Consider the following 24,396-nt stretch of genomic DNA (forward strand, 5'->3'; position numbering starts at 1 on the left):
GCGAATCGACTGCGGTTCTGACCCGTCTGAGGCCCGGAACGGCCGCCAGAAGGGTCGGAAGTGCAGTGGATTCGGAACGGGAAGGGCAGGGTGGGGGGTCAGGCCGGGAAGCGGCGGAGGTACTCCTCGAGGGAGTCGTCCGGGCGGTCCATCCACGGCACCGGGTGCGCCGCGGCCAGCGTGCCGGTCACGGTCGAGCGGTGCCGCCGGTCGCGGAACGTCCGGACGTCCTCGATCCGGGCGTCGCGCATCTCGAGGAAGGTGCGGGCCACCGCCTCGACGTCCACCTCCGGGCAGTCCGTGTGGGAGGACAGGTCCTGGATGTACGCGCCCTGGTAGGCCAGCGCGGCCGGCGGCCCGTCGATCCGCGTCATCCGCTCGAACCAGGCGTCCATGTCGGCCCGACGCTCCTCATCGCCGGGCACCGGGACGCGGCCGAGCAGCACGTCGCGGGCGAAGAAGGCCTGCGCGTCCAGGAGCGTCAGGGTGAACAGCTGCTGGGTGGCACCCAGGTAGAGCACGCGCGGGTCGGCGTGCCAGACCACGCCCTTCCACAGCCCGAACGGGGCCAGCAGGTTCGGGCCGGCCAGCGCCAGCTCGCCCGGCAGGAAGGGGTAGTGGTGGCGGTAGCCGGTGCACAGCAGCACGGCGTCGTACTCGGCGGTGGAGCCGTCCGCGAAGGTGACCTCCGCACCGTCGAACCCCTGCACCTCGGGGGCCTCGTCCATGCCGGCCGGCCACGCGATGTCCTGCGGGCGGGCACGGTAGGCGGTGGTCACGTGGGCGGCGCCGGCGCGGTGCAGCTGCAGGGCCAGGTCCTGCCCGGAGTAGGAGGAGCCCACCACGAGCACGCGACGGCCCGTGTACGGCTCCGGGCTTCGGTAGTCGTGGGCGTGCTGGACCTGCCCGGGGAAGGTCTCCACGCCGGGCCAGGACGGCAGGTGCGGGGTGTGGAAGTGCCCGGTGGCCACCACGACGCGGTCGAACCGCTCGGTGACGGCCTCGCGCGTGACCAGGTCCTCCGAGGTCACCCCGAACCCGCCGTCGTCGAGCGGCTGCACCCAGCGGACGGCCGTGGCGAACCGGATCTGCGGGCGGATGCGCCCGGCCACCTCGGCCACCCGGCCCACGATGTAGTCCCGCATGGCCTCCCGCGGGAGGTACGAGGACACGGCGCGGCCGAAATGCGCATCGAACGGGTAGTCCGGGTACTCCATGCACTCCTTGGGCCCGTTGATCCACAGGTCCCGGTACATGGCGGAGTGCACGGGCTCGCCGTGGCGGTCCGCGCCGGTGCGCCAGTCCAGGTTCCACTGGCCGCCCCAGTCGTCCTGGCGCTCGAACGCCACGACCTCCGGGACCGCCGCCCCCGCGTCCTCGGCCAGGGCGAGGCTCCTCAGCAGGGCCATGCCGGACGGGCCGGCTCCGATCAGGGCGACGCGCTCACGCATGGGTGTCCTTCCGAGAGTGGGGGTGGGGCGGCTCGGCCCGACCGTAGCACCGGCCCCCGCGAATCGACTGCGGTTCTGACCCTTCTCCGGGGTGGAACGGCCGCCAGAAGGGTCACAAGTGCAGCGGGCCACCCGCACCATGATCGACCCGCCGAACGGGGCGCGGCGGACAAGGGTCACGGCCGCCACGGCCATGAGTCCGAGGCCGTAGAGGAGGCCGGCCGGGTCCCACATGCCCAGCACGACGCCGGACCCGGCGTCGGCAAGGTCGGCATCGTGCCGGGCGAAGACCTCCTGGGCCAGCTGGAACGCGATGCTCCGGGGAGTACTCCCAGCTTCCTCTACGGCATGCGATACTCCCATCATTCATTACTCAATTCACGCGCCGTGCATGGCAGCCGTTGGCCACAACGGCATGTGACATCACTGCGCCCTCCCGAAGGAGCATCGTGGCCCGCAAGAGCAATCCTGTGTATTACGACGCCAACGGCAATGTCGTGCAGCCCCCCGCGAAGAAGAAAGGGGGGTGTCTCAAGTACGCCCTGATCGGCCTGCTCGCCCTGATCGTGATCGCCGTCCTCGCCTCCATGATGGGCGGCGGTTCGAACAGCACCTCGGAGGGGGGCGGAGAGGCCGCCTCCCAGGGCGAGACCAGCTCCAGCGACGAGGCAGCCAAGGTCGGCCTCGGCCAGGAGTTCACCGTGGGCGACTGGGCCACGACCGTTGAGTCGGTCGATACGCCCGTCGCGAGCGTCGGCCCGTCCGGCTTCTCCACGGAGGCCCAGGGCGAGTTCGTGCCCGTGCAGATCAGCGCGAAGAACAACGCCAAGGAGGAGCGGACGTTCTTCGCCGACAGCGTGAAGCTCGTCAGCGCAGACGGGGCCGAGTACAGCTACAGCACGGACGCATCGATCTACGGCACCGAGAACGGCATGAACATCGAGCCGACCAACCCGGGCAACGTGGCCAGCGGCTACCTGTGGTTCGACGTTCCGGCAGGGACCGAGATCACCCAGGTCAAGGTCTCCGGGGGCGGCCTCTCCCTCGATCAGCCGGTGGTCGTCGAGCTCGACTGATCAGCGCGCAGACGAGGCCCCATGTCCTTCCCGGGCATGGGGCCTCGTGCGCGCTGTGAACGTTGCGCTCAGAGCGGCCTGCCCTCGGCGAGGTCGGCGTCCTCCTGGGCGAGCTTGAACGCGATGTTCGCCGCCGGCACGGAGGCGTAGACCGCGGTCTGCAGGAGGATCTCCTGGATCTCCTCCCGGGTCAGGCCGTTGCGCAGGGCGGCGCGCGGGTGCATGGCGCACTCGTCCCAGTAGCCGCCGGCCACCATGGCGGAGATGGTCACGGCTGAGCGCATCCGCCGGTCCAGACCGGGCCGCGTCCAGATCGTCCCCCATGCGTAGCGGGTGATCAGGTTCTGGAAGTCCTCGGTGGTGGCGTCCTTCCTCGCCTCGGCGCGGTCCACGTGGGCGTCGCCCAGGACCTCGCGGCGCACGGCCCTGCCCGCGTCGAGCACCTCCTGGGAGGTGCGGTCCATGTCGTGCCCGATGGGCTGCTCGGCGCTCATGCGCAGTCTCTCCTCGTGGTGGGGGCGTCGTCGTGCGGGGCAGGGCGGGAGGGGGCGGGCGGCTCAGCGCGCCGGGAAGGCGGCCAGGGCCGCGGCGGTGCGCTCGGGCTGCTCGAGGGGGGCCTGATGGGCGGTCTCGTCGAACACGTGGGTCACGGTGCCCGGCACCGCGGCGGCGATCTCCTCGCCCGCCGAGGGCGGGGTGACCTGGTCCGCCACGCCGTGGATCGTGAGGACGGGGACGGCGATCTCCCCGAGGCGCCCGCGCACGTCGAAGTCGGCCAGCGCCTCGCACAGGCGCGCGTAGGAATGGCGGTCCGCCTCCTGCAGGGTGTGCAGCAGGCCCGTCGTCCGCTCCGGGTGGGCCGCGATGAACCCGTCGGCGAACCAGCGCTGCGCCGAGCCCTCGACGAGGGTCGGGGTGCCGGCACGCTCCACGAGCTCGGCGCGCTCGCGCCAGGACCCCGCCTCGCCGATCTTCGCGGCGGAGCAGATCACGGCCACACCGGAGACGGTGTCCGCGTGGTCCAGGGCCAGCTGCAGCGCCACGCACCCGTTGAGGGAGACGCCCGCGAAGTGCACGGGCAGGTCCGCGGGAACGGTGCCGTCCTCCTGCAGCGCCTGCACGGCGGCGACGACGGCGTCCGCCAGCTCCGCCATCGAGAACGGCTCGCCGGAGGCCTCGTCCAGCTCCGGAGCCAGCTCGGCCATGATCCGCTCGGAGACGAGCAGCGGGCCGGTGAGCTCCAGGTTGCGCCGCATGCGGTCCTCGTGGACGCGCAGGCCGGAGACGAGCTCGCGGGTCAGGGCCGCGGTCCCGCCGGCCACCCGCAGCAGGCGGCGCAGCGCGGGCCACTCGGCGTGCCAGGCCCCGTCCGGGCGCTCGTCGTCCGCGGCGCCGGCCGCCGTGTACACCCGCGCCGCGAGCCCGGGGGCGGACAGCGCGGCGGAGCGGATCAGCACGGAGAGCACGGGGTTCTGCTTGTGCGGCATCGCGGAGGAGCCGCCGCGGCCGGCCGCAAGCGGCTCACCGAGCTCGCCGTTCTCGATCCGCGCCGATGTCAGCACGTCGTTGGCGATCTTCCCGCACGCGGCCACGACGTCGGCCAGGGCCGCGGCCACGCCCGTGACGGCCATGCGGTTCGTGTCCCAGGGCCCGGCGGGGGCGGCGAGGCCCAGCTCGGCGGCGAGGTCCTCGACCAGGGTGAACGCGGTGACCTCGGGGCCGAGGGTCCCCGCGCGGTGCGCGCGGTCGACGTGCCCGGACAGGGAGGCCAGGGTGCCGGCGGCGCCGCCCCACTGGACGGGCAGGTCCGCGACGGCGGCGGCGAGCCGATCCGCGGCCTGGCCGAGGCCGTCGAGCCAGTTCGCGGCGCGCAGCCCGAAGGTGGAGGGCAGGGAGTGCTGGGCGAGGGATCGGGCGACCATCGGCGTCGAGCGGTGGGCGCGGGCCAGCTCCGCAAGCGCGTCCTGCGCGGCGGCGAGGTCCTCGGCCAGGATCGCGCCCACCCGGCCCACCATGACCATCAGCGCGGAGTCCACGACGTCCTGGCTCGTGGCGCCCAGGTGCACGGCGCGGGAGCCGGCCGGCAGCTGCGCGCGCAGCGCCTTCAGCGCCGGGATCAGGGGGGGGTGCCGCCGCCCTGGGCCGCGCGGGCGAGCGCGGCGAGGTCGTAGGCGTCCGGGTCGCCCGCCGCCGCGGCGGCCGCCGCCTCCGCCTCCGTGGCGAGCCCGTGCCGGGCGAGCACGCGCACCCATGCCGCCTCGACGTCGAGCAGGTGCCCCAGGAAGGTGCGGTCCGCGGTGGCGGCCTCCGCCCGACTGCCGGCCCAGGCCGGATCCAGGAGGCCGACGTCGGCGACGGCGGCGAGGTCGGCGGCGGCTGAGGTCATGGCGGGCTCCTGGGGTCGGAGGGGTGGGATCGGGCTCCGGAGGCGGCGTCAGGCCCGACCCGTCCCGCGTGTGGGAGGGGCCGGGCCTGCGGCCGAGGCCGGCGTCAGTCGAGCTCGGGGTACTCGATGCCGGGGAACTGCAGGAACACGGTCTCCTTCGGTGCGTGCTCCCCGGGGCCCTGGATCCAGATGTCGAACTCGAGCGAGCCGTCGTCGTTCCGGGTGCCGATCAGGGTGCGACGGCGGTCCTCGTCGAGGGAGGTCAGGAACGCGTCCTGCACGATCGCCTCGGCGTCCTCGGGCAGGTACACGCGGGTGTGCAGCTTGTTCAGCAGGCCGCGGGCGAACACGACGACGTGGATGAACCGGGCGCGGTCCTCGTTCACCACGCCGGGCTCCACGGTGGAGAAGGTGTAGCGGCCCGCGTTGTCCACGGCGCAGCGGCCCCAGCCGGTGAAGGTGAAGCCGTCCTGGACGAGGGAGCCGTCCTCCTGCGAGATGACGCCCTCGGCGTCGGCCTGCCAGATCTCGATCATGGCGTCCGGGATCGGATCGCCGTTGCCGTCGTAGACGGTGCCGAACAGGCGCATCGCGTCCGCGCGGCCCGCGGGGACCAGCTGGTGGCCGTCGCGCCACGGCAGGTGGACCTGCTCGTAGCCGTTCGCGTAGCCGAAGAACGGGCCGATGGTCTGGCCCGGGGTGGGGACCAGCCTCCCGTCGGCGGTGCGCTCGGTGGTCTCGTCGATCCGCATCAGTGATCGCCCTCCTCGTCTTCCATCCAGGTGCGGTGGCTGCCCGTGAGCACGATGTCCCACCAGTAGCCGGTGTTCCACTCGTGGCTGGTCACCGAGTGGTCGTAGGTGGCCACGAGCCGGTCGCGGGCGGCCTGGTCCGTGATGCCCTGGTAGATCGGGTCCAGCGGGAACAGCGGATCGCCCGGGAAGTACATCTGGGTGATCATGCGCTGCGTGAAGTCCGTGCCGAACAGGGAGAAGTGGATGTGCGCCGGGCGCCACGCGTTGCGGTGGTTCTTCCACGGGTACGGGGCCGGCTTGATGGTGGTGAACTCGTAGGTCCCGTCCGCGCCGGTCAGTGTGCGGCCGATGCCCGTGAAGTTCGGGTCCAGCGGCGCGGGGTGCTGGTCCCGCTTGTGCACGTAGCGGCCGGCCGCGTTGGCCTGCCAGATCTCCACCAGCTGGTGGCGCACGGGGCGGCCGTCGTCGTCGAGCACGCGGCCGCGCACCTTGATGCGCTCGCCGATCGGCTCGCCGTTCTGGCCGACGGTCAGGTCCGCCTCGAGCGGGTGCACGTCGCGGTGGCCGAAGGCCGGGGACCACAGCTCCACGGTCTCGGGGTCGGCGTGCACGAGCGACTTGGTGGGGTGGCGGAACACCGACGAGCGATAGGGCGGGAAGTCGAGCCGCGGCTGGGTCTCGCCCTGGGCCTGGGCATGGACGGCCGCGATCTCTTCACTGATCTGCCCCTGCGAGTCGCGGGTGGCGGCTGGATCGAGCACGTGGGCGCTGTCGAACGTGTCGTCGTCCTTGGCCTGGGCGGCGATGCTCACGTCGGCTCCTTTCTCTGCGGGGTCGGGGATCGGTCGGGCTCAGGCGGAGGGCCAGCCGGTGTACTGCTCGGCGAGGAACTGCCGTCCGTAACGGGACTGGACCACGTTGCGGAGCTCACCGCGCACGCGCATGTCCTCGAACTCCGAGGCGTCCGGGCGGGCGTGGAGCATGGTGGTCATCCAGTAGGAGAAGTTCTGGTCCTTCCACACGCGGGTCAGCGCCGTCTCCGAGTAGGCGTCGAGCAGGTCGCGCGAGCCCGTGGCGGCCCACGACTCGAGCGCCTCGGCCAGGACGCGCACGTCCGCGAAGGCGAGGTTCAGGCCCTTCGCCCCGGTGGGCGGGACGGTGTGTCCGGCGTCGCCGGCGAGGAAGACGTTGCGGTGACTCAGCGGTGTGCGCACATAGGAGCGGAAGCCGAGCACCGTCTTGTCGATGATGGGGCCGGTCTTGAGGGTGAAGCCGTCCGGGCCGGCCACGATGCGCTGCAGCCGGTCCCAGATCCGGTCGTCGGACCAGTCCTCCACGCGGGTCGAGGGGTCGCACTGGAAGTACATGCGCTGCACGGTCTCCGAGCGCTGCGAGATCAGGCCGAAGCCATGCTCGGAGCGGGCGTAGATCAGCTCAGGCGAGGACTTGGGCGCCTCGGCGAGGATGCCGAACCAGGCGAAGGGGTACGCGTGGAAGTGGTCCTCGCCCTCGGTGTCGCGCTGGAGGGCCTTGCGGACGGTGGAACGCGAGCCGTCCGCGCCCACGAGGATGTCGCAGCGCAGTTCCTCGACCGGCCCCTCCTCGCCAGCGGCCACGGAGCGGAACCGGACGCCGGGGGTGTCCGAGTCGACGTCGAGCACCTCGAGCACCTCGGTCTCGAAGCGGACGTCGCCGCCGTCGCGCCGCCGCGCCGCGGCGAGGTCGACGAAGACCTCGTTCTGCGCGTACAGGGTGACCGTGGCACCCACGAGCTCCGGGAAGTCCAGGGCATGCGACTCGCCGTCGAAGCGCAGGATGATGCCGCGGTGCTCGTCGCCCACCGTCCTCACCCGGCCGTCGACGCCCATGTCCGTCAGCATCTCCACGCTGGGCTGCTCGAGGATGCCCGCGCGGTGGGTGTGCGCGATGGTCTCGGGGTCACGGGACTCGAGGACGACGTTGTCGATCCCCTGCCGCGCGAGCAGGTGGGAGAGCATCAGGCCGGCGGGCCCGCCGCCGACGATGCCGACGCGGGTGCGGGTCACGGGGGGCTGGGTCATGGCGTCCTTTCCGGGGGACGTCACCGGTCGGGCCGGGCGGGTCGGGCCGCGCGGCCGGGGCCGGCGGCGGAGGTCCCGACCATCCTGTGGCGCAGGACACGGCCCGCGCCCGGCCGTTCTCACTCAGTGAGAATGGCCGCCGAGTCCGCGGGCGATCCCCCGGGCGGCCGTCATCAGCAGGGGCGGCACCCCCGGGGTGTACGGCGCCTCGCGGGGGACGACGACCCCGAGCGCGGCCGCCGCCACGCCGTCGGCCCCGCGGACCGGCACGGCGACCCCCCGGGACTCCTCGTCCAACGCGCCGTCCACGGCCGCGTACCCCTCCCGCCGCACATCCGCCAGAAGCGCTCGCAGCCGCGGCTCGCTGGGCGTGGCCACCCGCGCCCGCACGCCCGCGGGCACCGCACGCCCCGACTCGAGGGGATGGTGATCCACGACGGCGCCGAGCCGGTCCCGGTGCCGGGCGATGAACCGCTCCGCCGTCTCGACCGGGGCGTGGGTGAGCAGCACGAGTCCCAGGGCGGTGGTGAACGGCGGCAGCCGACCCGCGACGTCCGCCTGGTTCACCACGGCCCCCTGGGAGGAGAGCCGGGCGAGCACGAGGACGCCGTCGTCGTCGAGGACCGCGAGCTGCGTGTGCTGCCGCAGGACCGACTGCACGTCCACGAGGAACGGCATGGCCGTCCGGGCCAGGGACATGCTCGGCGCGCTCCGGGAGGCCATCTCCCACAGCCGCAGGCCGGGCCGGACCACGCCGTCCTCGTCCTTCTGCAGCAGCTCGGCGCGCACCAGCCGGTCCACCCACCGATAGGCGGTGGCCAGGGGCAGCTCGGTGCGCCGGGCCAGGGCCGCCACGGTCAACACCGGACGCTCCGCGTCGAACGCGAAGCGGACCCGGATCAGCCGGTCCAACGTGCCGCTCGCGCCGACCCGCTCACGTCAGGAAGTCGCGCGCGACCTCGAGGAAGCGGTCGTTGGCCTCCTGCTCGCCGATGCTCACGCGCACGCCCTCGCCCGCGAACGCTCGCACGGACAGGGCCTGGGCCTGGGCGGCCTCGGCGAACGCCTGCGTGCGCTCACCGAGCGGCAGCCACACGAAGTTGGCCTGCGAAGAGGGCAGGTCCCAGCCGGCCCCGGCCAGAGCGGCGGCGACGCGCTCGCGCTCGTCGACGACGACCTGCACGCGCTCGAGGACCTCGTCCAGGTGCTCGAGCGAGGCGATCGCGGCCTCCTCGGCCACCGTGGACACCGCGAACGGGGTGGCCACGGTGCGCAGGGCCTTCGTGATCTCCGGCTGCGAGACCGAGTAGCCCACGCGCAGGTTGGCCAGGCCGTGCGCCTTCGAGAAGGTGCGCAGCACGACGACGTTCGCGTGCTTGCGGTACATCTCCAGGCCCTTGACCGCGTCCTCGTCGCGGACGAACTCCACGTAGGCCTCGTCGATGACCACGAGGATGTGCGCGGGCACGCGCGCCAGGAAGTCCTCGACCTCGGCGGTCGTGAGCACGGGGCCGGTCGGGTTGTTGGGGGTGCAGAGCAGGATCACGCGGGTCCGCTCTGTGATCGCCTCCAGCATGGCCGGCAGGTCGTGGCGGTGGTCCGCGGTGAGCGGCACCTGCACGTCCACGGCGCCGGCGGTGCGCACCACGATCGGGTAGGCCTCGAAGGAGCGCCACGCGAAGATCACCTCGTCGCCCTCCCCGGCCTCGCCGTGGCCGGCGAAGGCGGTGATGACCTGGGCCAGGGCGCCGAGGGAGCCGGCGCCGGTCACGACGTCGTCCGCCGGGACGTCCAGGTGCGCGGCCAGGGCCTGGCGCAGGCCGGTGGAGAGGGTGTCCGGGTAGCGGCAGAGGGTGCTGGGCGCGCCCTCCGGGCCGGTCACGACCTGACGCACCCGGTCGATCACGCCGGACACGGGCGCGTAGGGGTTCTCGTTCGAGGAGAGCTTGTAGGGGTGCAGGCCCGGGACGGCGACCGGCGGCTTGCCGGCGGCGTACGGCGGCAGCATGCCGACCTTCTTGTGGGGGGCGACCACGGCGGGCGTCTGCGGTGCGTCATCAGTCATGGCCACCAGGGTAATGCGGGCCGCGGACGCTGTGATCCGCCCCACGGGCCCCGGGGTTCAGGCTGCGCCGAAGGCGACGGCGACGGCCCGGGCCGCCTCACCGAGCCGGTCTCCGAGGCGCGCGGGGTCCTCCGGCCGCGTCGCGTAGACCACGGCGAGGGCGGCGGGCAGCTGGCCCGGGACCCGCAGCGGCACGGCCACCGAGGAGACGCCGGTGATGACCTCGTCGGAGCTGACGGCCCAGCCGCGCTCCCGCACGTCGTCGAGCTCGGGCCGCTCGGGCGGGGCCTCGCCGGGCAGCCGCGCCCACTCCTGTCCGGTCAGGGCGACGGCGATCGCCATCCCCGGCGCCCCGATCCCGAGGGGGTGCCGGGTCCCCGGCCGCTGCGTGACGAGGTTGCCGCTCGGCGGCTCGGCCGTGGCCAGGGTGAGGCAGTGCGCGCCGTCCCACACCACCAGGAACGCGGTCATGCCCAGGTCCGTGGAGACGGCGGTCAGGTGCGGCATGGCCGCCGCGCGTAGATCCTGCTCCACCCGGCGGGCGAGGACGGCCAGGCCGGGGGCGGCGTGGACGCGGCCGAGGCCGTCGCGGCGCAGCAGGCCGTGGGTCTCGAAGGTGCGCAGCACACGGTAGGCGACCGAGCGATGGACGCCCAGGCCGTCGGCGAGGTCGGCGATGGTGGGCGGCTCGGGCGCCTCCACGACGGTCTCGAGCAGGGTGAGCGCGCGGGAGAGCGTCTGGGAGGGCGCGCCCTCCCGGACCGGGCCGCCGTCGTGCTCCGCCATCCGTGCTCCTCGCCTCGCGTGCCGGACGTGACGCGCCCGGGGCGTGTTCGACCCGCGCGCCGGTTGTGAACCCGGTCACGTCCGCGTACAGTCTGGCACACATGTGTTCCCAGGGGGAACACCGTGTTCTCTGAGAGAACACGCCGTCGGGTGGCACGCGCGCCGCGCAGCGACATCCCCCGCAGCGAAAGGACCCTCATGCTCTTCCACCACCACGGCTACGTCTCCACGAACCCGCGCGTCCAGGTGGCGGCCGGCATCGGCCTGGACCGCCCCGCCGAGCTGCCGGACGAGATGGACGTGCTGATCGTCGGCTCGGGCCCGGCCGGCATGATCGCCGCCGCCCAGCTCGCGATGTTCCCGGACGTCCACACCCGCATCATCGAGCGCCGCCCCCACCGCCTCGAGATCGGCCAGGCGGACGGCATCCAGGCACGCTCCGTGGAGACCTTCCAGGCCTTCGGCTTCGCGAGCGAGATCATCGACGAGGCCTTCGACCTGACCTCCATGGCGTTCTGGAACCCGGCCGAGGATGACGCGGACACGATCGTGCGCACCTCGCTGGCCGAGGACGACCCGGAGGGCGTCTCCGAGTTCCCGCACCTGATCGTGAACCAGGCCCGCATCCTGGACTGGTTCGCCGAGTACATGAAGAACTCCCCCACCCGCGCGCGGCCGGACTACGGCTGGGCGTTCGAGACCCTCGAGGACACGAACGACGGCGAGCACCCCGTGCTCGTGACCCTGCGCCGCACCGTGGACGCCCAGGGCAACGCCCTCGAGGACCCCGCCTCGGGACCAACCCGCCAGGTGCGCGCCAAGTACGTGGTGGGCGCGGACGGCGCGGGCTCCCGCGTCCGCAAGGCGATCGGCCACACCCTGACCGGCGACGCCGCGAACCACGCGTGGGGCGTCATGGACGCGCTGGCCGACACGGACTTCCCGGACATCCGCACCAAGTGCGCGATCCACTCGTCCAGCGGCTCGATCCTCCTGATCCCCCGCGAGGGCGGCCACCTGTTCCGCATGTACGTGGACCTCGGCGAGGTCCCGGCGGACGACAACCACCAGGTGCGCCAGACCCCGCTCGAGGAGATCATCCGCCGGGCCCAGCAGATCCTGCGCCCCTACACGCTGGACGTGAAGGAGGTCGCCTGGCATTCGGTGTACGAGGTGGGCCACCGCCTCACCTCGGGCTTCGACAACCGCGAGCGCGTGGCCCACCCCAACGTGTTCCTGCTCGGCGACGCCTGCCACACCCACTCCGCGAAGGCCGGCCAGGGCATGAACGTGTCCATGCAGGACGGCTGGAACCTCGGCTGGAAGCTGGGCCAGGTGCTCTCCGGGATGGCCCCGGCCGAGCTCGTGCCGACCTACTCGGAGGAGCGCAAGGAGATCGCCAAGAACCTGATCGACTTCGACAAGGAGTGGTCGACGCTCATGGCCAAGCCCACCTCCGAGCTGGGCGACCCGAACGAGGTGGCCGAGTTCTACACGAAGACCGCCGAGTTCCCGGCCGGCTTCATGACGCAGTACCGGCCCTCCCTCCTCACCACGGACGCCACCGGTCAGGCGCTGGCGCAGGGCTACCCCATCGGCAAGCGCTTCAAGTCGGCGCTGGTGGAGCGCTCGTGCGACACCAACGTCAAGCACCTGGGCCACCTGCACCGCGCGGACGGCCGTTGGCGCGTCTACGTGTTCGCCGACGCCGCCTCCCCGCGCGCCGAGGATTCGAAGGTCGCGGCGTGGGCGAAGGCGATCGAGGAGGACCCGCGGTCCTTCCGCAACCGCCACACCCCGTCGGACGGGCCGGAGGACGCCCGCTTCGACATCAAGGTCGTGTACCAGCAGAAGCAGACCGAGTTCGCCCACCCGGACGTGCCGTCGATCTTCCGGCCGACCACCGGCTCCCTCGGCCTGCACGACCTGAACAACATCTTCGCCACGTGCCGGCCCACGCACGGCGAGGACATCTTCGAGGCCCGCGGCATCAGCCGTGACGGCGCCGTCGTCGTGGTCCGCCCGGACCAGTACGTCTCCGGCGTCTTCGGCCTGGACGAGGTCGACCGCCTGAACGCGTTCTTCGCCGGCGTGCTGCTCGACGCGAACTGAGCGAGCGGGCGACGGGCACCCCGCCGCCGGCGCGCTCACCGGGATCCCGGGGGCAGGTGGCCCCGCTCGGGCGGCGTGCGGCGCAGGCGCACCGCCCGGCTCGAGGCCACGGTGCCGGCGGTCAGCCCGGCCAACGCGGCGGAGAGCCCGGCGACCTCCGCCCGGGACGCGGGCTCGGCGGCCTCGAACTGCCGGATCAGGTCCACCTGGGCGTCGAAGTCGTGGGCGACGCCCAGGTCGTCCTCGACCGCCAGCGGAGAGGCGGTTCGGAAGCCACCCCCGGGCGCATCCCATCCGTGGCCGGCCGGGTGGAAGACCACCTCGGCCCGGCGCGACGAGACGGGGGTGGGCGCCCCGTCCGCGGCGACGGCCAGGTCCCCGTCCGAGGAGAACTCCAGCACCGCGGTCCGCCCGGTCTCCACCGCGTTGCCCGACGGCGCCGCGATCGTCATGACGCCGGCCACCGGATACACGGACGTGAAGTCCTCACGACCGGCCAGGTTGACGGCGTGCACCCCGCCCTGGGAGTAGCCGGCCAGGACGAGCGGTGCGCCGTGCGGGACGCCGGCCGCCTCGAGCGCCGCCCGCACCGCCGGGGCCGTGACCTCGGACTCGGAGCCGAGGGCGTCCAACAGTCCGCCGGCGTCCCACGGGTCGGTCGACTCGGGATCCGGGATCAGGCCGCCGCGGGTGCCCGGCAGGCCCACCACCCAGGCCCGACTCCCGTTCTCTCGCACCACCTCCGTGACCGTGAGGTCTCCGTCCCCCTCCGCGCGCGGGATGAGCGAGGCCAGCCCCGTGGCCGAGCCGTCCAGCAGGGCGGGCGCCGTCGGCCGGTCCTGCGGCGCCCCGTGCGGGGTCACCGCGCCCCGGGGCGCCGCGCCGGCGAGGGTCAGGGCGTCCGCCGTCACGGTCCATGCCTCGTCCGGGGAGACCCGCAGCGCCTCGGTGAGGTCCGACGCGGCATCCGTCCCCTTCTTCGCGGCGGAGGAGACGGGCCGCTTCAGCACGCGCTTCTGCGCCCTCGTCAGCATCTTCACGTCGATCCGTGCCAGGGCCGCGAGCAAGGGGAACCCGGCGGCCGCGAGCATGGCGGCCACGATGGCCTCGGGCACCGCCTGGACGACGTCCTGCACGAGCCGCTCCGCCTCGCGGGTGGTGAGGCCGTCATGGCCGTCCCGCCAGAGCAGCGCCGGCAGTTCCCCCAGGGAGGCGTCCTCGGCGGCCATGATGCCGGCCGCCGCGCGCTCGGCCTCCTCGTAGCGGGCCGCCGCGGAGAGCAGGTCACGGTGCAGCTCGGCGCACTGCTCCGACAGGTTCCGCACCCGACCGACCGCCTCCGCCAGTCGGTCCTGCAGCAGGGCGGCGGAGGCGAGCCACGTGGCCGACCGGCCCAGCCCGAAGGCGGCCGCGTCGACCTGCCACGAGGCTCCGGCCGCCTCGTCGGCGGCGTGCTCGTGCCGCCCGGCCACGACGCGCATCTCCTCGGCCTCCGCGTAGATCGAGCCCGGTCCGCCGTGCGTGCTGAAGGCCACCGCCCCCGGGCCGGCACCCCGCCCGCCGGTCACGCCGCCACCGCCAACGAGCGCAGGACGGCCAGCGCCGTCTCCTCGGCCGCCCACTCCCGGGCCTCGGCGTCTCGGCGTGCGTCCTCCGCCTCCCGCTCGGCGGTGGCCCGCAGGGCGAGCCACTCCCCGGCCTCCCGTTCGAGCCCCGCCGCCAGGGTCGCCGCCCGCCGCACGGCCTCCCCATAGGCGCCGGCGGCCTCGCCGCGCCATGCCGTGTGCAGCGCCGAGCGCACGTCCGTGGCGGCGCTGACCAGCCCGCCCAGCGCCGTGCGCAGCTGCGTCTGGGCCACGGCGAGGTCGGCGAGGGCCTGCTCGGCGGCCTCCCGCTCGCGCCGGGCGGGGTCGGCCCACGCAGCCAGGCGGGCGGCGTCGTCGTCGAGTCCGACGGCCCGCAGGGCCGTGGCGATCTGCTGAGGTCCGATGAGGGGTGACATGCGGCCACCGTAGGGAGGGCCCGGGCCCCGCGACTGCGGCGAGGGGCGATCCGGGGATGGGGGACGCCGTCGGGACGCCTGTGCAGGAGCCAACCCTCTCGCACCGTCCCGGCGGCCGCGTCGCACCCGGGTCGCGCCGGCTTCGGCGTGTTGACCGAGGTCACACCCTGGCCTATTCTGAACGAGCGGTCAGTAATTCGATGCGCCCCGGTGCGCCCTGACCACGGAACCAGCCCGCACTCAGCGTGAGGTGATCCCCATGACGCAGACCAGCTCCCCCCAGCACCTGGCCTCCGTCCCGTCCCCCGAGGATGCGGCCGGCCAGGAGAACTTCGATCGCCTGATCGCGGAGGACTCACGCATCGAGCCCCGCGACTGGATGCCCGAGGCGTACCGCAGGTCCCTGACCCGCCAGGTCTCCCAGCACGCGCACTCCGAGATCATCGGCATGCAGCCGGAGGCCAACTGGATCACCCGAGCCCCCTCCCTGAAGCGCAAGGCGATCCTCATGGCCAAGGTCCAGGACGAGGCCGGCCACGGCCTGTACCTGTACTCCGCCGCCGAGACCCTCGGCACCCCGCGGGACGAGCTGAACGCGCAGCTGCTCTCCGGCCGCGCGAAGTACTCCTCGATCTTCAACTACCCGGCCCGCACCTGGGCGGACATGGGCGCGATCGGCTGGCTCGTCGACGGCGCCGCGATCTGCAACCAGGTGCCGCTGTGCCGCGCCTCCTACGGCCCGTACGGCCGCGCGATGGTGCGCATCTGCAAGGAGGAGTCGTTCCACCAGCGCCAGGGCTGGGAGATCCTCTACGAGCTCTCGCACGGCACCCCGGAGCAGAAGCAGATGGCCCAGGACGCCGTGGACCGCTTCTACGGCCCGGCCCTGCAGATGTTCGGCCCGCCGGACGAGGACTCCCCCAACTCCCGCCAGTCCATGGCGTGGAAGGTCAAGCGCTTCTCCAACGACGACCTTCGCCAGCGCTTCGTGGACATGATCGTCCCGCAGGCCGAGGCCCTCGGCCTCACCCTGCCGGACCCGGACCTGAAGTGGAACGAGGAGCGCGGCCACTACGACTTCGGCGAGCTGGACTGGGACGAGTTCATGTCCGTGATCAAGGGCAACGGCCCCATGAACACCCAGCGCATGGCCCGCCGCATCCAGGCCCACGAGGAGGGCGCCTGGGTCCGCGAGGCCGCCGCCGCCTACGCCCGCCGCCAGGCCGAGCAGAACGCGCCGGCCGAGACCCACCTGATCGGAGCCTGACCCATGAGCGAGACCACCGCCGCCTCCCACGCCTGGCCCCTGTGGGAGGTCTTCGTCCGCGCCAACCGCGGCCTCTCCCACGTGCACGCCGGCTCGCTGCACGCCCCGGACGCCACCCTGGCGCTGCGCAACGCGCGTGACCTGTACACCCGCCGCAACGAGGGCACCTCCGTGTGGGTCGTCCCGGCCGAGGCCATCGCGGCCTCAGACCCGGACTCCAAGGGCGGCTTCTTCGAGTCCGCGCAGGGCAAGTCCTACCGTCACGCCACCTACTACCAGCAGTCCGAGGGGGTGCCGCACCTGTGAGCTTCGCGACCAACGACTCCGCCACGAGGCACTCCGCGGGCGTGGCCATCACCGCCGAGGAGATCGCGGCGGGCGAGCAGAAGGCGAGCGACGACGTCGCCCGCTACGCCCTCGCCCTCGGCGACGACGCCCTGATGCTCGGCCAGCGCCTGTCCTGGTGGATCTCCCGCGCCCCGGAGCTCGAGGAGGACATCGCCCTGGGCAACATCGCCCTGGACCTCGTGGGCCACGCCCGCTTCCTCCTCTCCTACGCCGGCACCGCGTGGGGCAAGACCGAGGACGAGCTCGCGTACTTCCGCGACGAGGAGGAGTTCCGCTCCGTCCGCCTCGTGGAGGCCGAGAACGGCGACTTCGCCAAGACGATCGCCCGCCAGCTGTACTACTCCTTCTACTCGTACGAGCTGTACACCCGCCTGCGCGAGTCCACGGACTCCACGCTCGCCGCCATCGCGGACAAGGCCCTCAAGGAGGTCCTGTACCACCAGGACCACGCCGCCCTGTGGCTGCAGCGCCTGGGCCTGGGCACCGAGGAGTCGAAGCGCCGCATGCAGCGCGGCCTGGACGAGCTGTGGCCCTACGTGGCCGAGCTCTTCCACGACGACGACGTCGTCCGCGCCCTCGCCGAGCAGGGCGTCGCCGTGCTGCCGTCCTCGCTCGAGGAGCCCACGATGACCCGCATCCGCGCGGCCATCGAGGAGGCCGGCCTGACCGTCCCGACGACGGGCACCGCCCGCGGCGGCGACCGTTCCGGTGCCATGAGCGAGTACCGCGGGTACATCCTCGCGGAGATGCAGTCCCTGGCGCGCCGTCACCCGGGAGCGACCTGGTGACCACCGCCAGCGAGCTGCGCCCCGCCGATCCCGCCGACGCGCGGGTCTGGGATGCGGCCTCCACCGTGCACGACCCGGAGATCCCCGTGCTGTCCATCGCGGACCTCGGGATCCTCCGGGAGGCACGGGCCGATGGCGAGAGGGCCGTCGTCGTCATCACGCCCACCTATTCCGGCTGTCCCGCCATGGACACCATCACCACGGACGTCAGCCGCGCGCTCGAGCGCGCCGGGTTCCCCGACGCCGAGGTGCGCCTGGTGCTCCAGCCGGCGTGGACCACGGACTGGATGACGGACGAGGGCAAGGCCAAGCTCAACGAGTACGGCATCGCCCCGCCCGTCGCGCGCACCACGGACGGCCCGGTCAGGATCGGCATGGCCGTGAAGTGCCCGCGCTGCCACTCCCTGAACACCCGCGAGATCACCCGCTTCGGCTCCACCTCCTGCAAGGCCCTCTACACCTGCCGGGAGTGCCTCGAGCCCTTCGACTACTTCAAGGTGCACTGATGACCGAGACCACCGACGTCCCCACCACCGGCAAGCGCCGCGCCACGTTCAACACCCTCGAGGTGTCCGAGCTGCGCCGCCTGACCGACGACTCCGTGGAGATCACCTTCGCGGTGCCCGAGGAGCTCGCCGACGACTACGACTACGTGCCGGGCCAGTACGTGGCCCTGCGCAAGGAGCTCGACGGCGCCGAGGTGCGCCGCTCCTACTCGATCTGCGCCGTCCCGAAGCGCGGCGAGATCCGCGTGGCCGTGAAGAAGGACATCGGCGGCAAGTTCTCCACGTGGGCCAACGAGAGCCTCGAGGTCGGCGAGAAGATCGACGTGATGAACCCGCAGGGCGCGTTCACGTCCCGCACGCACGTCACCTCTCTCAACGACGCCCAGAAGGTGGCGGCGGAGAAGGTCGCGGAGAAGAAGGACACGCACCTGGTGGCGTTCGCGGCCGGCTCGGGCATCACCCCGATCATGGCGATCGCCAAGGCCGTGCTCGCGGCCTCCGAGACCTCGCGCTTCGACCTGGTCTACGCGAACCGCTCCGCCATGGACGTGATGTTCGCCGAGGAGATCGGCGACCTCAAGGACAAGTACCCGGCCCGGTTCACGGTGCACCACGTGCTCTCCCGCGAGCAGCGCGTGTCCCCGCTGCTCTCCGGCCGCATCGACGAGGACAAGCTCACCACCCTCCTGGACCGCGTGATCGACGTGGAGGGCACCGACGAGTGGTTCCTCTGCGGCCCGTTCGAGCTCGTGCAGCTCACGCGTGAGACGCTCGCCGCCCGCGGCGTGTCCGAGGACGACGTGCGCTTCGAGCTGTTCACCACCGGCCGTCCGGAGAACCCGCAGGGCCACTCCGGACGTGTCGTCGAGGTGGACCCGAAGGGCGACAACGTGACCATCGAGTTCAACCTCGACGGCCTCACCGCCAAGGTCGAGTCCCCCAAGTCCGCCCACGAGACCGTCCTCAACGCGGCGCTGCGCGTCCGCTCGGACGTGCCCTTCGCGTGCGCCGGCGGCGTGTGCGGCACCTGCCGCGCCAAGGTCGTCGACGGCGCGTACGAGATGGACGAGAACTATGCGCTCGAGAAGGACGAGGTGGAGAAGGGCTACGTGCTCACGTGCCAGACCCGCCCGACCTCCGACTCGATCACGCTGGACTTCGACGCCTGAGCGCCCGCCCACGAGACCGAAGGAGCCCCCGATGATCGAGATCACCGTCGAGAACGGCGTCGCCGAGATCGTGCTGGACGCCCCCCAGAGGATGAACGCCCTGGACGAGGCCGCGCTGGCCGAACTCCAGGCCGCCTACGAGCGGGCCGCCGCCGGCGTCGAGTCCGGCGAGGTCCGGGCCGTGCTGCTGCGCGGCGAGGGCCGCGGCTTCTGCGCGGGCCGCGACATCTCCGCCGTGGTCCCGGCCGAGGACGACGCCACCGCCTACCTGCGGGACAAGGTCACCCCGGTGCTGCGGGCCATGTCCGCGATCCCGGTCCCCACCTTCGCGGCGGTGCAGGGCGCCTGCCTGGGTGTGGGCCTGGGCCTCGCGATCGCCACGGACGTGGTGTACGTGGCCGAGGACGCGAAGATCGGCTCGCCGTTCGCGAACCTCGGGGCCACCCTGGACTCCGGCGGCCACTGGCTGTTCACCGAGCGCCTGGGCGCGCACCGCACCCTGGACCTGATCTACACGGCCGAGCTCCTCTCGGGCGTCGAGGCCGTCCAGGCCGGGCTGTTCTCCCGGGCCCTGCCCGCGGACGAGCTGCTCGAGTTCACCCGTGCGAAGGTCGCCCAGGTGGCCTCCGGCGCGACCCTCGCGTTCCGCGCGTCGAAGGAGCTCGTGGCCCAGGTCCGCGACCGGCGCGTGGGCCTGTGGGAGTCCCTCGACGCGGAGAACATCGCCCAGGGCGAGCTCTGCGGCACCGCCGACTACGCCGAGGGCTTCCATGCCTTCCAGGAGAAGCGGAAGCCGGAGTTCACCGGCCGCGGCTGAGCCGCCGCACCCCGCCACCGACGACGGCGCCGCACCCTTCGCACGAGGGGCGCGGCGCCGTCGTCGTCCCGGCTACGCCGCGTCACATTCCCGTCATCAGCCTGGATCGTGGCGTAAGTCACATGGGATCGTATGCGGTGACGGGTGTCACTTCCCGACCGATCGGTCGGGTGCCACACCGTCCCGCCGCCGTCTCACGGTCGGCCGCCGCACCGCATCCCAGGAGCACCCATGAGCCACACCGTCGCATCCCCCGCGGCGACCGCCCCCGCGCGCGATCGCCGCGAGGAGCGCAAGGTCATCGCCGGCACCGTCGTCGGCACCACCATCGAGTGGTACGACTTCTTCATCTTCGCCCAGGCCACCGCACTCGTCTTCGCCGCCCTCTTCTTCCAGCCGATGGGCGAGAGCGGCTCCCAGATCGCCGCGTGGGCCACCCTCGGCATCTCCTTCCTCATCCGCCCGCTCGGCGCGATCGTCGCCGGCCACCTCGGCGACCGCTTCGGCCGCAAGTTCGTCCTTTCCCTCACGCTGATCGGCATGGGCCTGGCCACCACCCTCATCGGCCTGCTGCCCACCTACGCCCAGATCGGTGTGTGGGCCCCGATCCTGCTCGTCGTGCTGCGCCTGCTGCAGGGCCTGTCCGCCGGCGGCGAGTGGGGCGGCGCGGCGCTACTGTCCGTGGAGCACGCCCCCCACGGCAAGCGCGGCCTGTTCGGCTCCGCCCCGCAGATCGGCGTGCCGCTGGGCATGATCCTGGCCACCGGTGTGCTGTTCATCGTGCGTTCCACCATGTCCGAGGAGCAGTTCCTCACCTGGGGCTGGCGCATCCCGTTCCTGATCTCCGTGGCGCTCATCGTCGTCGGCTACCTGATCCGCAAGGCCGTCGAGGAGTCCCCGGTCTTCAAGGAGATGCAGCAGCTCAAGGTGGACGAGTCCGCCCCGCTGGGTGAGCTCTTCCGGAACCACACCAAGGAGGTCATCCTCGCCGCCGTGATCTTCGCCGCGAACAACGGCGTCGGCTACCTGCTCATCGCGTGGTTCTCGAAGTACGGCGGTCCGAAGGGTCTGGGCATGACCTCCTCCGAGGTGCTCATCGCGAGCCTCATCGGCGGCGTCGGCTGGTTCATCTTCACCCTGCTCGGCGGCTGGATCTCGGACAAGATCGGCCGCAAGCTGACCTTCGTCCTCGGCTACGGGTTCCTGATCGTCTGGGCCTTCCCGCTGTTCGGGCTGCTCAACACCGCGTCTCTGCCGCTCTTCTCGCTGGGCCTGTTCGTCCTGACGCTCGGCCTGGGTCCGTCCTACGGCCCGCAGTCGGCGATGTACGCCGAGATGTTCCCGGCCCGCGTCCGCTTCTCCGGCGTCTCCATCGGCTACGCGCTCGGCACCATCATCGGCGGCGCCTTCGCCCCGCTGCTCGCCGATCAGCTCGTGAAGACCGGCTGGGAGAACGTGGCCTGGTACATCATCGTGATCTCCGCGATCTCGCTCATCGCCGTCCTGTTCGTCCCCAAGGGCATCCAGGACCGCGAGCTGCACGACGAGCAGGTCGTGGCCACGCGTTCGAACCCGGTGGTGCCGGCCTGATCCGGGCCGCCTGATGGGCTGCGCCCGCCCCCACCCCACGACGACGGCGCGTCCTCCTCCGGAAGGGCGCGCCGTCGTCGTGCGCGGCCGGACCGGCGCGGAGGCCCGCAGACACGCCGCCACGTCGGGGACGAAACGGCGCGTCTGCGGGCCTCCGCGCGGGCTCGTCCCTGTCCCGTCACACCCGCCCCGCAGTTGACCCCCGTCACACCGGCCCGGGATACTGAACCTGAACGCACGGTCGGTAATTCGCCGCGCCCGCCCCGCCCCGTCGTCGGTCACTCAAGGAGTCTCCATGTCCGCACAGTCCCAGGCACTGCTCGTCGGCGGTCGCCGCACGCCCGTCGGCAAGTACGGCGGCGCCCTCTCCTCCGTCCGCCCCGACGACCTCGCCGCCCTGACCATCAAGGCCGTGATCGAGGACGCCGGCATCGACCCGTCGGTCGTGGACGAGGTCATCCTCGGCAACGCCAACGGCGCCGGCGAGGAGAACCGCAACGTCGCCCGCATGGCCTGGCTGCTGGCCGGCTTCCCGGACACCGTCCCGGGCATCACAGTGAACCGTCTCTGCGCCTCGGGCATGTCCGCGATCGGCATCGCCACCGCGATGGTGCGCTCCGGGATGGCCGACGTCGTCGTGGCCGGCGGCGTGGAGTCGATGTCCCGCGCCCCCTGGGTGATGGAGAAGCCGACGACGGCGTTCGCCAAGCCCGGCGCGGCCTTCGACACCGCGATCGGCTGGCGCTTCGTGAACCCGCGCTTCGCGGACGGCGAGTTCGGGGAGAAGTTCACCTTCTCCATGCCGGAGACCGCCGAGGAGGTCGGCGAGGTGGACGGCATCACCCGCGAGGACGCCGACGCCTTCGCCGCTCGCTCGCATGCGCGTGCGCTGGCCGCCATCGAGGCCGGCCGCTTCGCGGACGAGATCGTGCCCGTCGTCGTCACGGGCCGCAAGGGCGCCGAGACGATCGTGGACACGGACGAGGGCCCCCGCCCTGGCTCCACCCCCGAGGTGCTCGCCGGCCTGCGCCCGATCATCAAGAAGGACGGCGTGGTCACCGCCGGCAACTCCTCCTCCCTCAACGACGGCGCCTCGGCGATCCTCGTCGTCTCCGAGCGGGCCGCGCAGAAGTACGGCCTGACCCCGCGGGCCCGCGTCGTGGAGTCCACCTCGGCGGGCCTGGCCCCCGAGATCATGGGTCTGGGCCCCGTCCCGGCCACCGAGAAGGCCCTCGAGCGCTCCGGCTGGTCCGTGGCGGACTTGGGCGCCGTCGAGCTCAACGAGGCCTTCGCCACCCAGTCCCTGGCCTCGATGCGGCGCCTCGGCCTGGATCCGGAGACCGTCAACGCCGACGGTGGCGCGATCGCCCTGGGCCATCCGCTGGGCTCCTCGGGGTCGCGTCTCGTGGTCACGCTGCTCGGTCGGATGGAACGCGAGGGCGCGGACAGGGGCCTGGCCACGATGTGCGTGGGCGTGGGCCAGGGCTCCGCGATGCTCGTCGAGAGGGTCTGAGCAGATGACCGACTTCAGCCACTTCACGGCACTGCGCGTCGAGGAGCGTGAGGACCGCGTCCACGCGCGCATGGACCGCCCGGGCGTGCGCAACGCGATCGACCAGACCATGGTCGACGAGTTCCACGAACTCTGCGCCCACCTCGAACGCGAGCCGAAGATCCTGATCATCTCGGGCACACAGGTGGAGTCGACGCGCGAGCCGGGGACGTTCTCCGGCATCTTCGCCTCCGGCGCGGACATCGGACAGCTGCGCGAGCGCCGCCGCGACGACGCCCTGCGCGGTGTGAACTCGCAGGTCTTCGACCGCATCCACCGGCTGCCCATGCCCGTGATCGCGGCGATCGACGGCTTCGCCCTCGGCGGCGGCGCGGAACTGGCCTACGCGGCCGACTTCCGCATCGCCACCCCGGCGCTGAAGATGGGCCAGCCCGAGACGAGTCTGGGGATCACGGCCGCTGCGGGCGCCCAGTGGCGGCTCAAGGAACTGGTGGGTGAGCCGGTGGCCCTCGAGCTGCTGCTCGCCGGACGGATCCTGGACGCGCAGGAGGCCCTCGAGCTCAAGCTCGTCACTGAGCTGCACGAGCCGGACGCCCTCCTCGACGCCGCCGACGCCCTCGCTGACCGCATCGCGCAGCAGGACCCGCTGGCGGTGCGGCTGTCCAAGCGCGTCTTCCACCTCCCTCGTGAGGCCCACCCCCACGTGGACGAGATCGCGCAGGCCATCCTGTTCGAGTCCGAGGCCAAGTTCGAGCGCATGCAGGCGTTCCTGGACCGCAAGAAGAAGTGAGGACTGACATGACCGATCAGCAGCGCACCCCTGACACCGCTCCGTCCTCCGTGCCCGCCGTCGTCGGCGTCCTCGGCGGCGGCCGGATGGGCGGCGGCATCGCCCACGCATTCCTCGTCTCCGGCTCGTCCGAGGTGGTCGTCGTCGAGCGCGACCCGCAGTCGGCCCAGGCCGCCAAGGAGCGCATCGAGGCCGACCTGGCCGCCTCCCTCGAGCGCGGCAAGATCGACGGCGACCTGGACGAGTGGGCGCAGCGCCTGACCGTCTCCGTGGACCGCGCCGACTTCGCCCGCTGCGACCTCGTGGTCGAGGCCGTGTTCGAGGACATGCAGGTGAAGATCGAGGCGCTCACCGACGTCGAGGCCCACCTGCGCGAGGACGCCTGGCTGGCCAGCAACACCTCCTCCCTGTCCATCGACGAGATCGCCTCGCACCTGCAGCGTCCCGAGCGCTTCTGCGGCCTGCACTACTTCAACCCGGTGCCCGCCTCGAAGCTCGTGGAGGTCGTGATCGGCGAGCAGACCGGTGCGGAGCTCCAGGCCCTGTCCACCGAGTGGGTCCGCGGGCTCGGCAAGACCCCCGTCGTCGTCAAGGACGCCCCGGGCTTCGCCTCGTCGCGCCTGGGCGTGGCGATCGCGCTCGAGGCCATCCGCATGGTCGAGGAGGGCGTGGCCTCCCCCGAGGACATCGACGCCGCCATGGTGCTCGGATACAAGTTCCCGGTCGGCCCGCTGGCCCTGACCGACATCGTGGGCCTGGACGTGCGCCTGGGCATCGCGGAGTACCTCGAGTCCCAGCTGGGTGAGCGCTTCGCCCCGCCGCAGCTCATGCGAGACATGGTGGCCCGCGGCGAGCTCGGCCGGAAGTCCGGCAAGGGCTTCTTCGACTACCGCTGAGCCCCCGGGGCAGGCGCTT

The 24,396-nt window shown here is 72.5% G+C and carries 24 protein-coding genes; 12 read left to right on the plus strand and 12 right to left on the minus strand.

The window, feature by feature from the left end; genetic code table 11:
• Positions 1 to 98: 98 nt before the first annotated feature.
• Positions 99 to 1,814, minus strand: a complete 1,716-nt coding sequence (locus tag G6R13_RS09630; RefSeq protein ID WP_196489433.1) for an NAD(P)/FAD-dependent oxidoreductase — start codon at positions 1,812 to 1,814, stop codon at positions 99 to 101.
• A gap of 86 nt (positions 1,815 to 1,900) precedes the next feature.
• On the opposite strand from G6R13_RS09630, the gene G6R13_RS09635 reads away from it, so the two are divergent.
• The gene (locus tag G6R13_RS09635; RefSeq protein ID WP_129867092.1) at positions 1,901 to 2,527 is read left to right on the plus strand and encodes a DUF4352 domain-containing protein; all 627 of its coding nucleotides are present in this window, start codon (positions 1,901 to 1,903) and stop codon (positions 2,525 to 2,527) included.
• 68 nt (positions 2,528 to 2,595) lie between these two features.
• Here the strand turns inward: G6R13_RS09635 and G6R13_RS09640 are convergent, their stop codons facing one another.
• The 9 genes from G6R13_RS09640 to G6R13_RS09675 form a co-directional block, all read right to left on the minus strand.
• Positions 2,596 to 3,021, minus strand: a complete 426-nt coding sequence (locus G6R13_RS09640) for a carboxymuconolactone decarboxylase family protein (RefSeq protein ID WP_044658774.1) — start codon at positions 3,019 to 3,021, stop codon at positions 2,596 to 2,598.
• 63 nt (positions 3,022 to 3,084) lie between these two features.
• On the minus strand, positions 3,085 to 4,593 hold the full coding sequence (locus tag G6R13_RS09645) for a lyase family protein (protein ID WP_240335733.1): 1,509 nt from the start codon (positions 4,591 to 4,593) through the stop codon (positions 3,085 to 3,087).
• A 50-nt stretch (positions 4,594 to 4,643) separates the two neighbouring features.
• Positions 4,644 to 4,913 (minus strand): hypothetical protein, encoded by a 270-nt coding sequence (locus G6R13_RS12350; protein ID WP_237069073.1) that lies wholly within the window; start codon positions 4,911 to 4,913, stop codon positions 4,644 to 4,646.
• Between the two features lie 104 nt (positions 4,914 to 5,017).
• Positions 5,018 to 5,665, minus strand: coding sequence for a protocatechuate 3,4-dioxygenase subunit alpha (gene pcaG, locus G6R13_RS09650; RefSeq protein ID WP_020625037.1), 648 nt, complete (start codon positions 5,663 to 5,665; stop codon positions 5,018 to 5,020).
• A complete protein-coding gene (gene pcaH / locus G6R13_RS09655; RefSeq protein ID WP_044658773.1) occupies positions 5,665 to 6,480 on the minus strand; it encodes a protocatechuate 3,4-dioxygenase subunit beta in 816 nt (271 codons plus the stop codon). The genes pcaG and pcaH overlap by 1 nt, the downstream gene beginning before the upstream one ends.
• A gap of 39 nt (positions 6,481 to 6,519) precedes the next feature.
• On the minus strand, positions 6,520 to 7,728 hold the full coding sequence (locus tag G6R13_RS09660) for a 4-hydroxybenzoate 3-monooxygenase (RefSeq protein WP_036316631.1): 1,209 nt from the start codon (positions 7,726 to 7,728) through the stop codon (positions 6,520 to 6,522).
• 123 nt (positions 7,729 to 7,851) lie between these two features.
• Entirely contained in the window at positions 7,852 to 8,640 is a 789-nt protein-coding gene (locus G6R13_RS09665; RefSeq protein ID WP_119217762.1) for an IclR family transcriptional regulator C-terminal domain-containing protein, read from the minus strand.
• A gap of 22 nt (positions 8,641 to 8,662) precedes the next feature.
• Positions 8,663 to 9,793: a histidinol-phosphate transaminase gene (locus G6R13_RS09670; protein ID WP_201294451.1), complete on the minus strand. Its 1,131-nt coding sequence runs from the start codon at positions 9,791 to 9,793 to the stop codon at positions 8,663 to 8,665.
• A 57-nt stretch (positions 9,794 to 9,850) separates the two neighbouring features.
• Complete coding sequence (locus G6R13_RS09675) at positions 9,851 to 10,579, minus strand: helix-turn-helix domain-containing protein (protein ID WP_049146523.1); 729 nt, start codon at positions 10,577 to 10,579, stop codon at positions 9,851 to 9,853.
• A 198-nt stretch (positions 10,580 to 10,777) separates the two neighbouring features.
• Between G6R13_RS09675 and G6R13_RS09680 the strand changes: the two genes are divergently transcribed.
• The gene (locus G6R13_RS09680) at positions 10,778 to 12,691 is read left to right on the plus strand and encodes an FAD-binding monooxygenase (protein ID WP_159833536.1); all 1,914 of its coding nucleotides are present in this window, start codon (positions 10,778 to 10,780) and stop codon (positions 12,689 to 12,691) included.
• A gap of 35 nt (positions 12,692 to 12,726) precedes the next feature.
• Here G6R13_RS09680 and G6R13_RS09685 read toward each other — a convergent pair whose 3' ends face one another.
• Both G6R13_RS09685 and G6R13_RS09690 read right to left on the minus strand, forming a co-directional pair.
• Positions 12,727 to 14,226: a hypothetical protein gene (locus G6R13_RS09685; protein ID WP_240335734.1), complete on the minus strand. Its 1,500-nt coding sequence runs from the start codon at positions 14,224 to 14,226 to the stop codon at positions 12,727 to 12,729.
• A gap of 29 nt (positions 14,227 to 14,255) precedes the next feature.
• Positions 14,256 to 14,693: a hypothetical protein gene (locus tag G6R13_RS09690; RefSeq protein WP_163721549.1), complete on the minus strand. Its 438-nt coding sequence runs from the start codon at positions 14,691 to 14,693 to the stop codon at positions 14,256 to 14,258.
• 259 nt (positions 14,694 to 14,952) lie between these two features.
• Between G6R13_RS09690 and paaA the strand changes: the two genes are divergently transcribed.
• The 10 genes from paaA (at position 14,953) to G6R13_RS09740 (ending at position 24,377) form a co-directional block, all read left to right on the plus strand.
• Positions 14,953 to 15,960, plus strand: coding sequence for a 1,2-phenylacetyl-CoA epoxidase subunit PaaA (paaA, locus tag G6R13_RS09695; RefSeq protein ID WP_144859535.1), 1,008 nt, complete (start codon positions 14,953 to 14,955; stop codon positions 15,958 to 15,960).
• A 3-nt stretch (positions 15,961 to 15,963) separates the two neighbouring features.
• Positions 15,964 to 16,266, plus strand: coding sequence for a 1,2-phenylacetyl-CoA epoxidase subunit PaaB (gene paaB, locus G6R13_RS09700; protein ID WP_020624884.1), 303 nt, complete (start codon positions 15,964 to 15,966; stop codon positions 16,264 to 16,266).
• Positions 16,263 to 17,096 (plus strand): 1,2-phenylacetyl-CoA epoxidase subunit PaaC, encoded by an 834-nt coding sequence (paaC, locus tag G6R13_RS09705; protein ID WP_095347245.1) that lies wholly within the window; start codon positions 16,263 to 16,265, stop codon positions 17,094 to 17,096. Before paaB ends, paaC begins: the two co-directional genes overlap by 4 nt.
• The gene (paaD, locus tag G6R13_RS09710) at positions 17,093 to 17,602 is read left to right on the plus strand and encodes a 1,2-phenylacetyl-CoA epoxidase subunit PaaD (protein WP_061866840.1); all 510 of its coding nucleotides are present in this window, start codon (positions 17,093 to 17,095) and stop codon (positions 17,600 to 17,602) included. The genes paaC and paaD overlap by 4 nt, the downstream gene beginning before the upstream one ends.
• Positions 17,602 to 18,771 carry a 1,2-phenylacetyl-CoA epoxidase subunit PaaE gene (paaE, locus tag G6R13_RS09715; RefSeq protein ID WP_061866839.1) on the plus strand — a complete coding sequence of 390 codons (1,170 nt, stop codon included), beginning with the start codon at positions 17,602 to 17,604 and terminating at the stop codon, positions 18,769 to 18,771. Before paaD ends, paaE begins: the two co-directional genes overlap by 1 nt.
• 31 nt (positions 18,772 to 18,802) lie before the next feature.
• Complete coding sequence (locus tag G6R13_RS09720; RefSeq protein WP_123244416.1) at positions 18,803 to 19,588, plus strand: enoyl-CoA hydratase-related protein; 786 nt, start codon at positions 18,803 to 18,805, stop codon at positions 19,586 to 19,588.
• Between the two features lie 231 nt (positions 19,589 to 19,819).
• A complete protein-coding gene (locus G6R13_RS09725) occupies positions 19,820 to 21,178 on the plus strand; it encodes an MFS transporter (RefSeq protein ID WP_163721551.1) in 1,359 nt (452 codons plus the stop codon).
• 295 nt (positions 21,179 to 21,473) lie between these two features.
• Positions 21,474 to 22,691: a thiolase family protein gene (locus G6R13_RS09730; protein WP_163721553.1), complete on the plus strand. Its 1,218-nt coding sequence runs from the start codon at positions 21,474 to 21,476 to the stop codon at positions 22,689 to 22,691.
• Positions 22,692 to 22,695: 4 nt separating this feature from the next.
• Positions 22,696 to 23,481, plus strand: coding sequence for an enoyl-CoA hydratase/isomerase family protein (locus tag G6R13_RS09735; RefSeq protein WP_163721555.1), 786 nt, complete (start codon positions 22,696 to 22,698; stop codon positions 23,479 to 23,481).
• A gap of 8 nt (positions 23,482 to 23,489) precedes the next feature.
• Entirely contained in the window at positions 23,490 to 24,377 is an 888-nt protein-coding gene (locus G6R13_RS09740; RefSeq protein WP_163721557.1) for a 3-hydroxyacyl-CoA dehydrogenase family protein, read from the plus strand.
• Positions 24,378 to 24,396: the final 19 nt, after the last annotated feature.

It is taken from the genome of Micrococcus sp. Alg238-R198 (assembly GCF_900537135.1).
Taxonomy (GTDB): domain Bacteria; phylum Actinomycetota; class Actinomycetes; order Actinomycetales; family Micrococcaceae; genus Micrococcus; species Micrococcus luteus.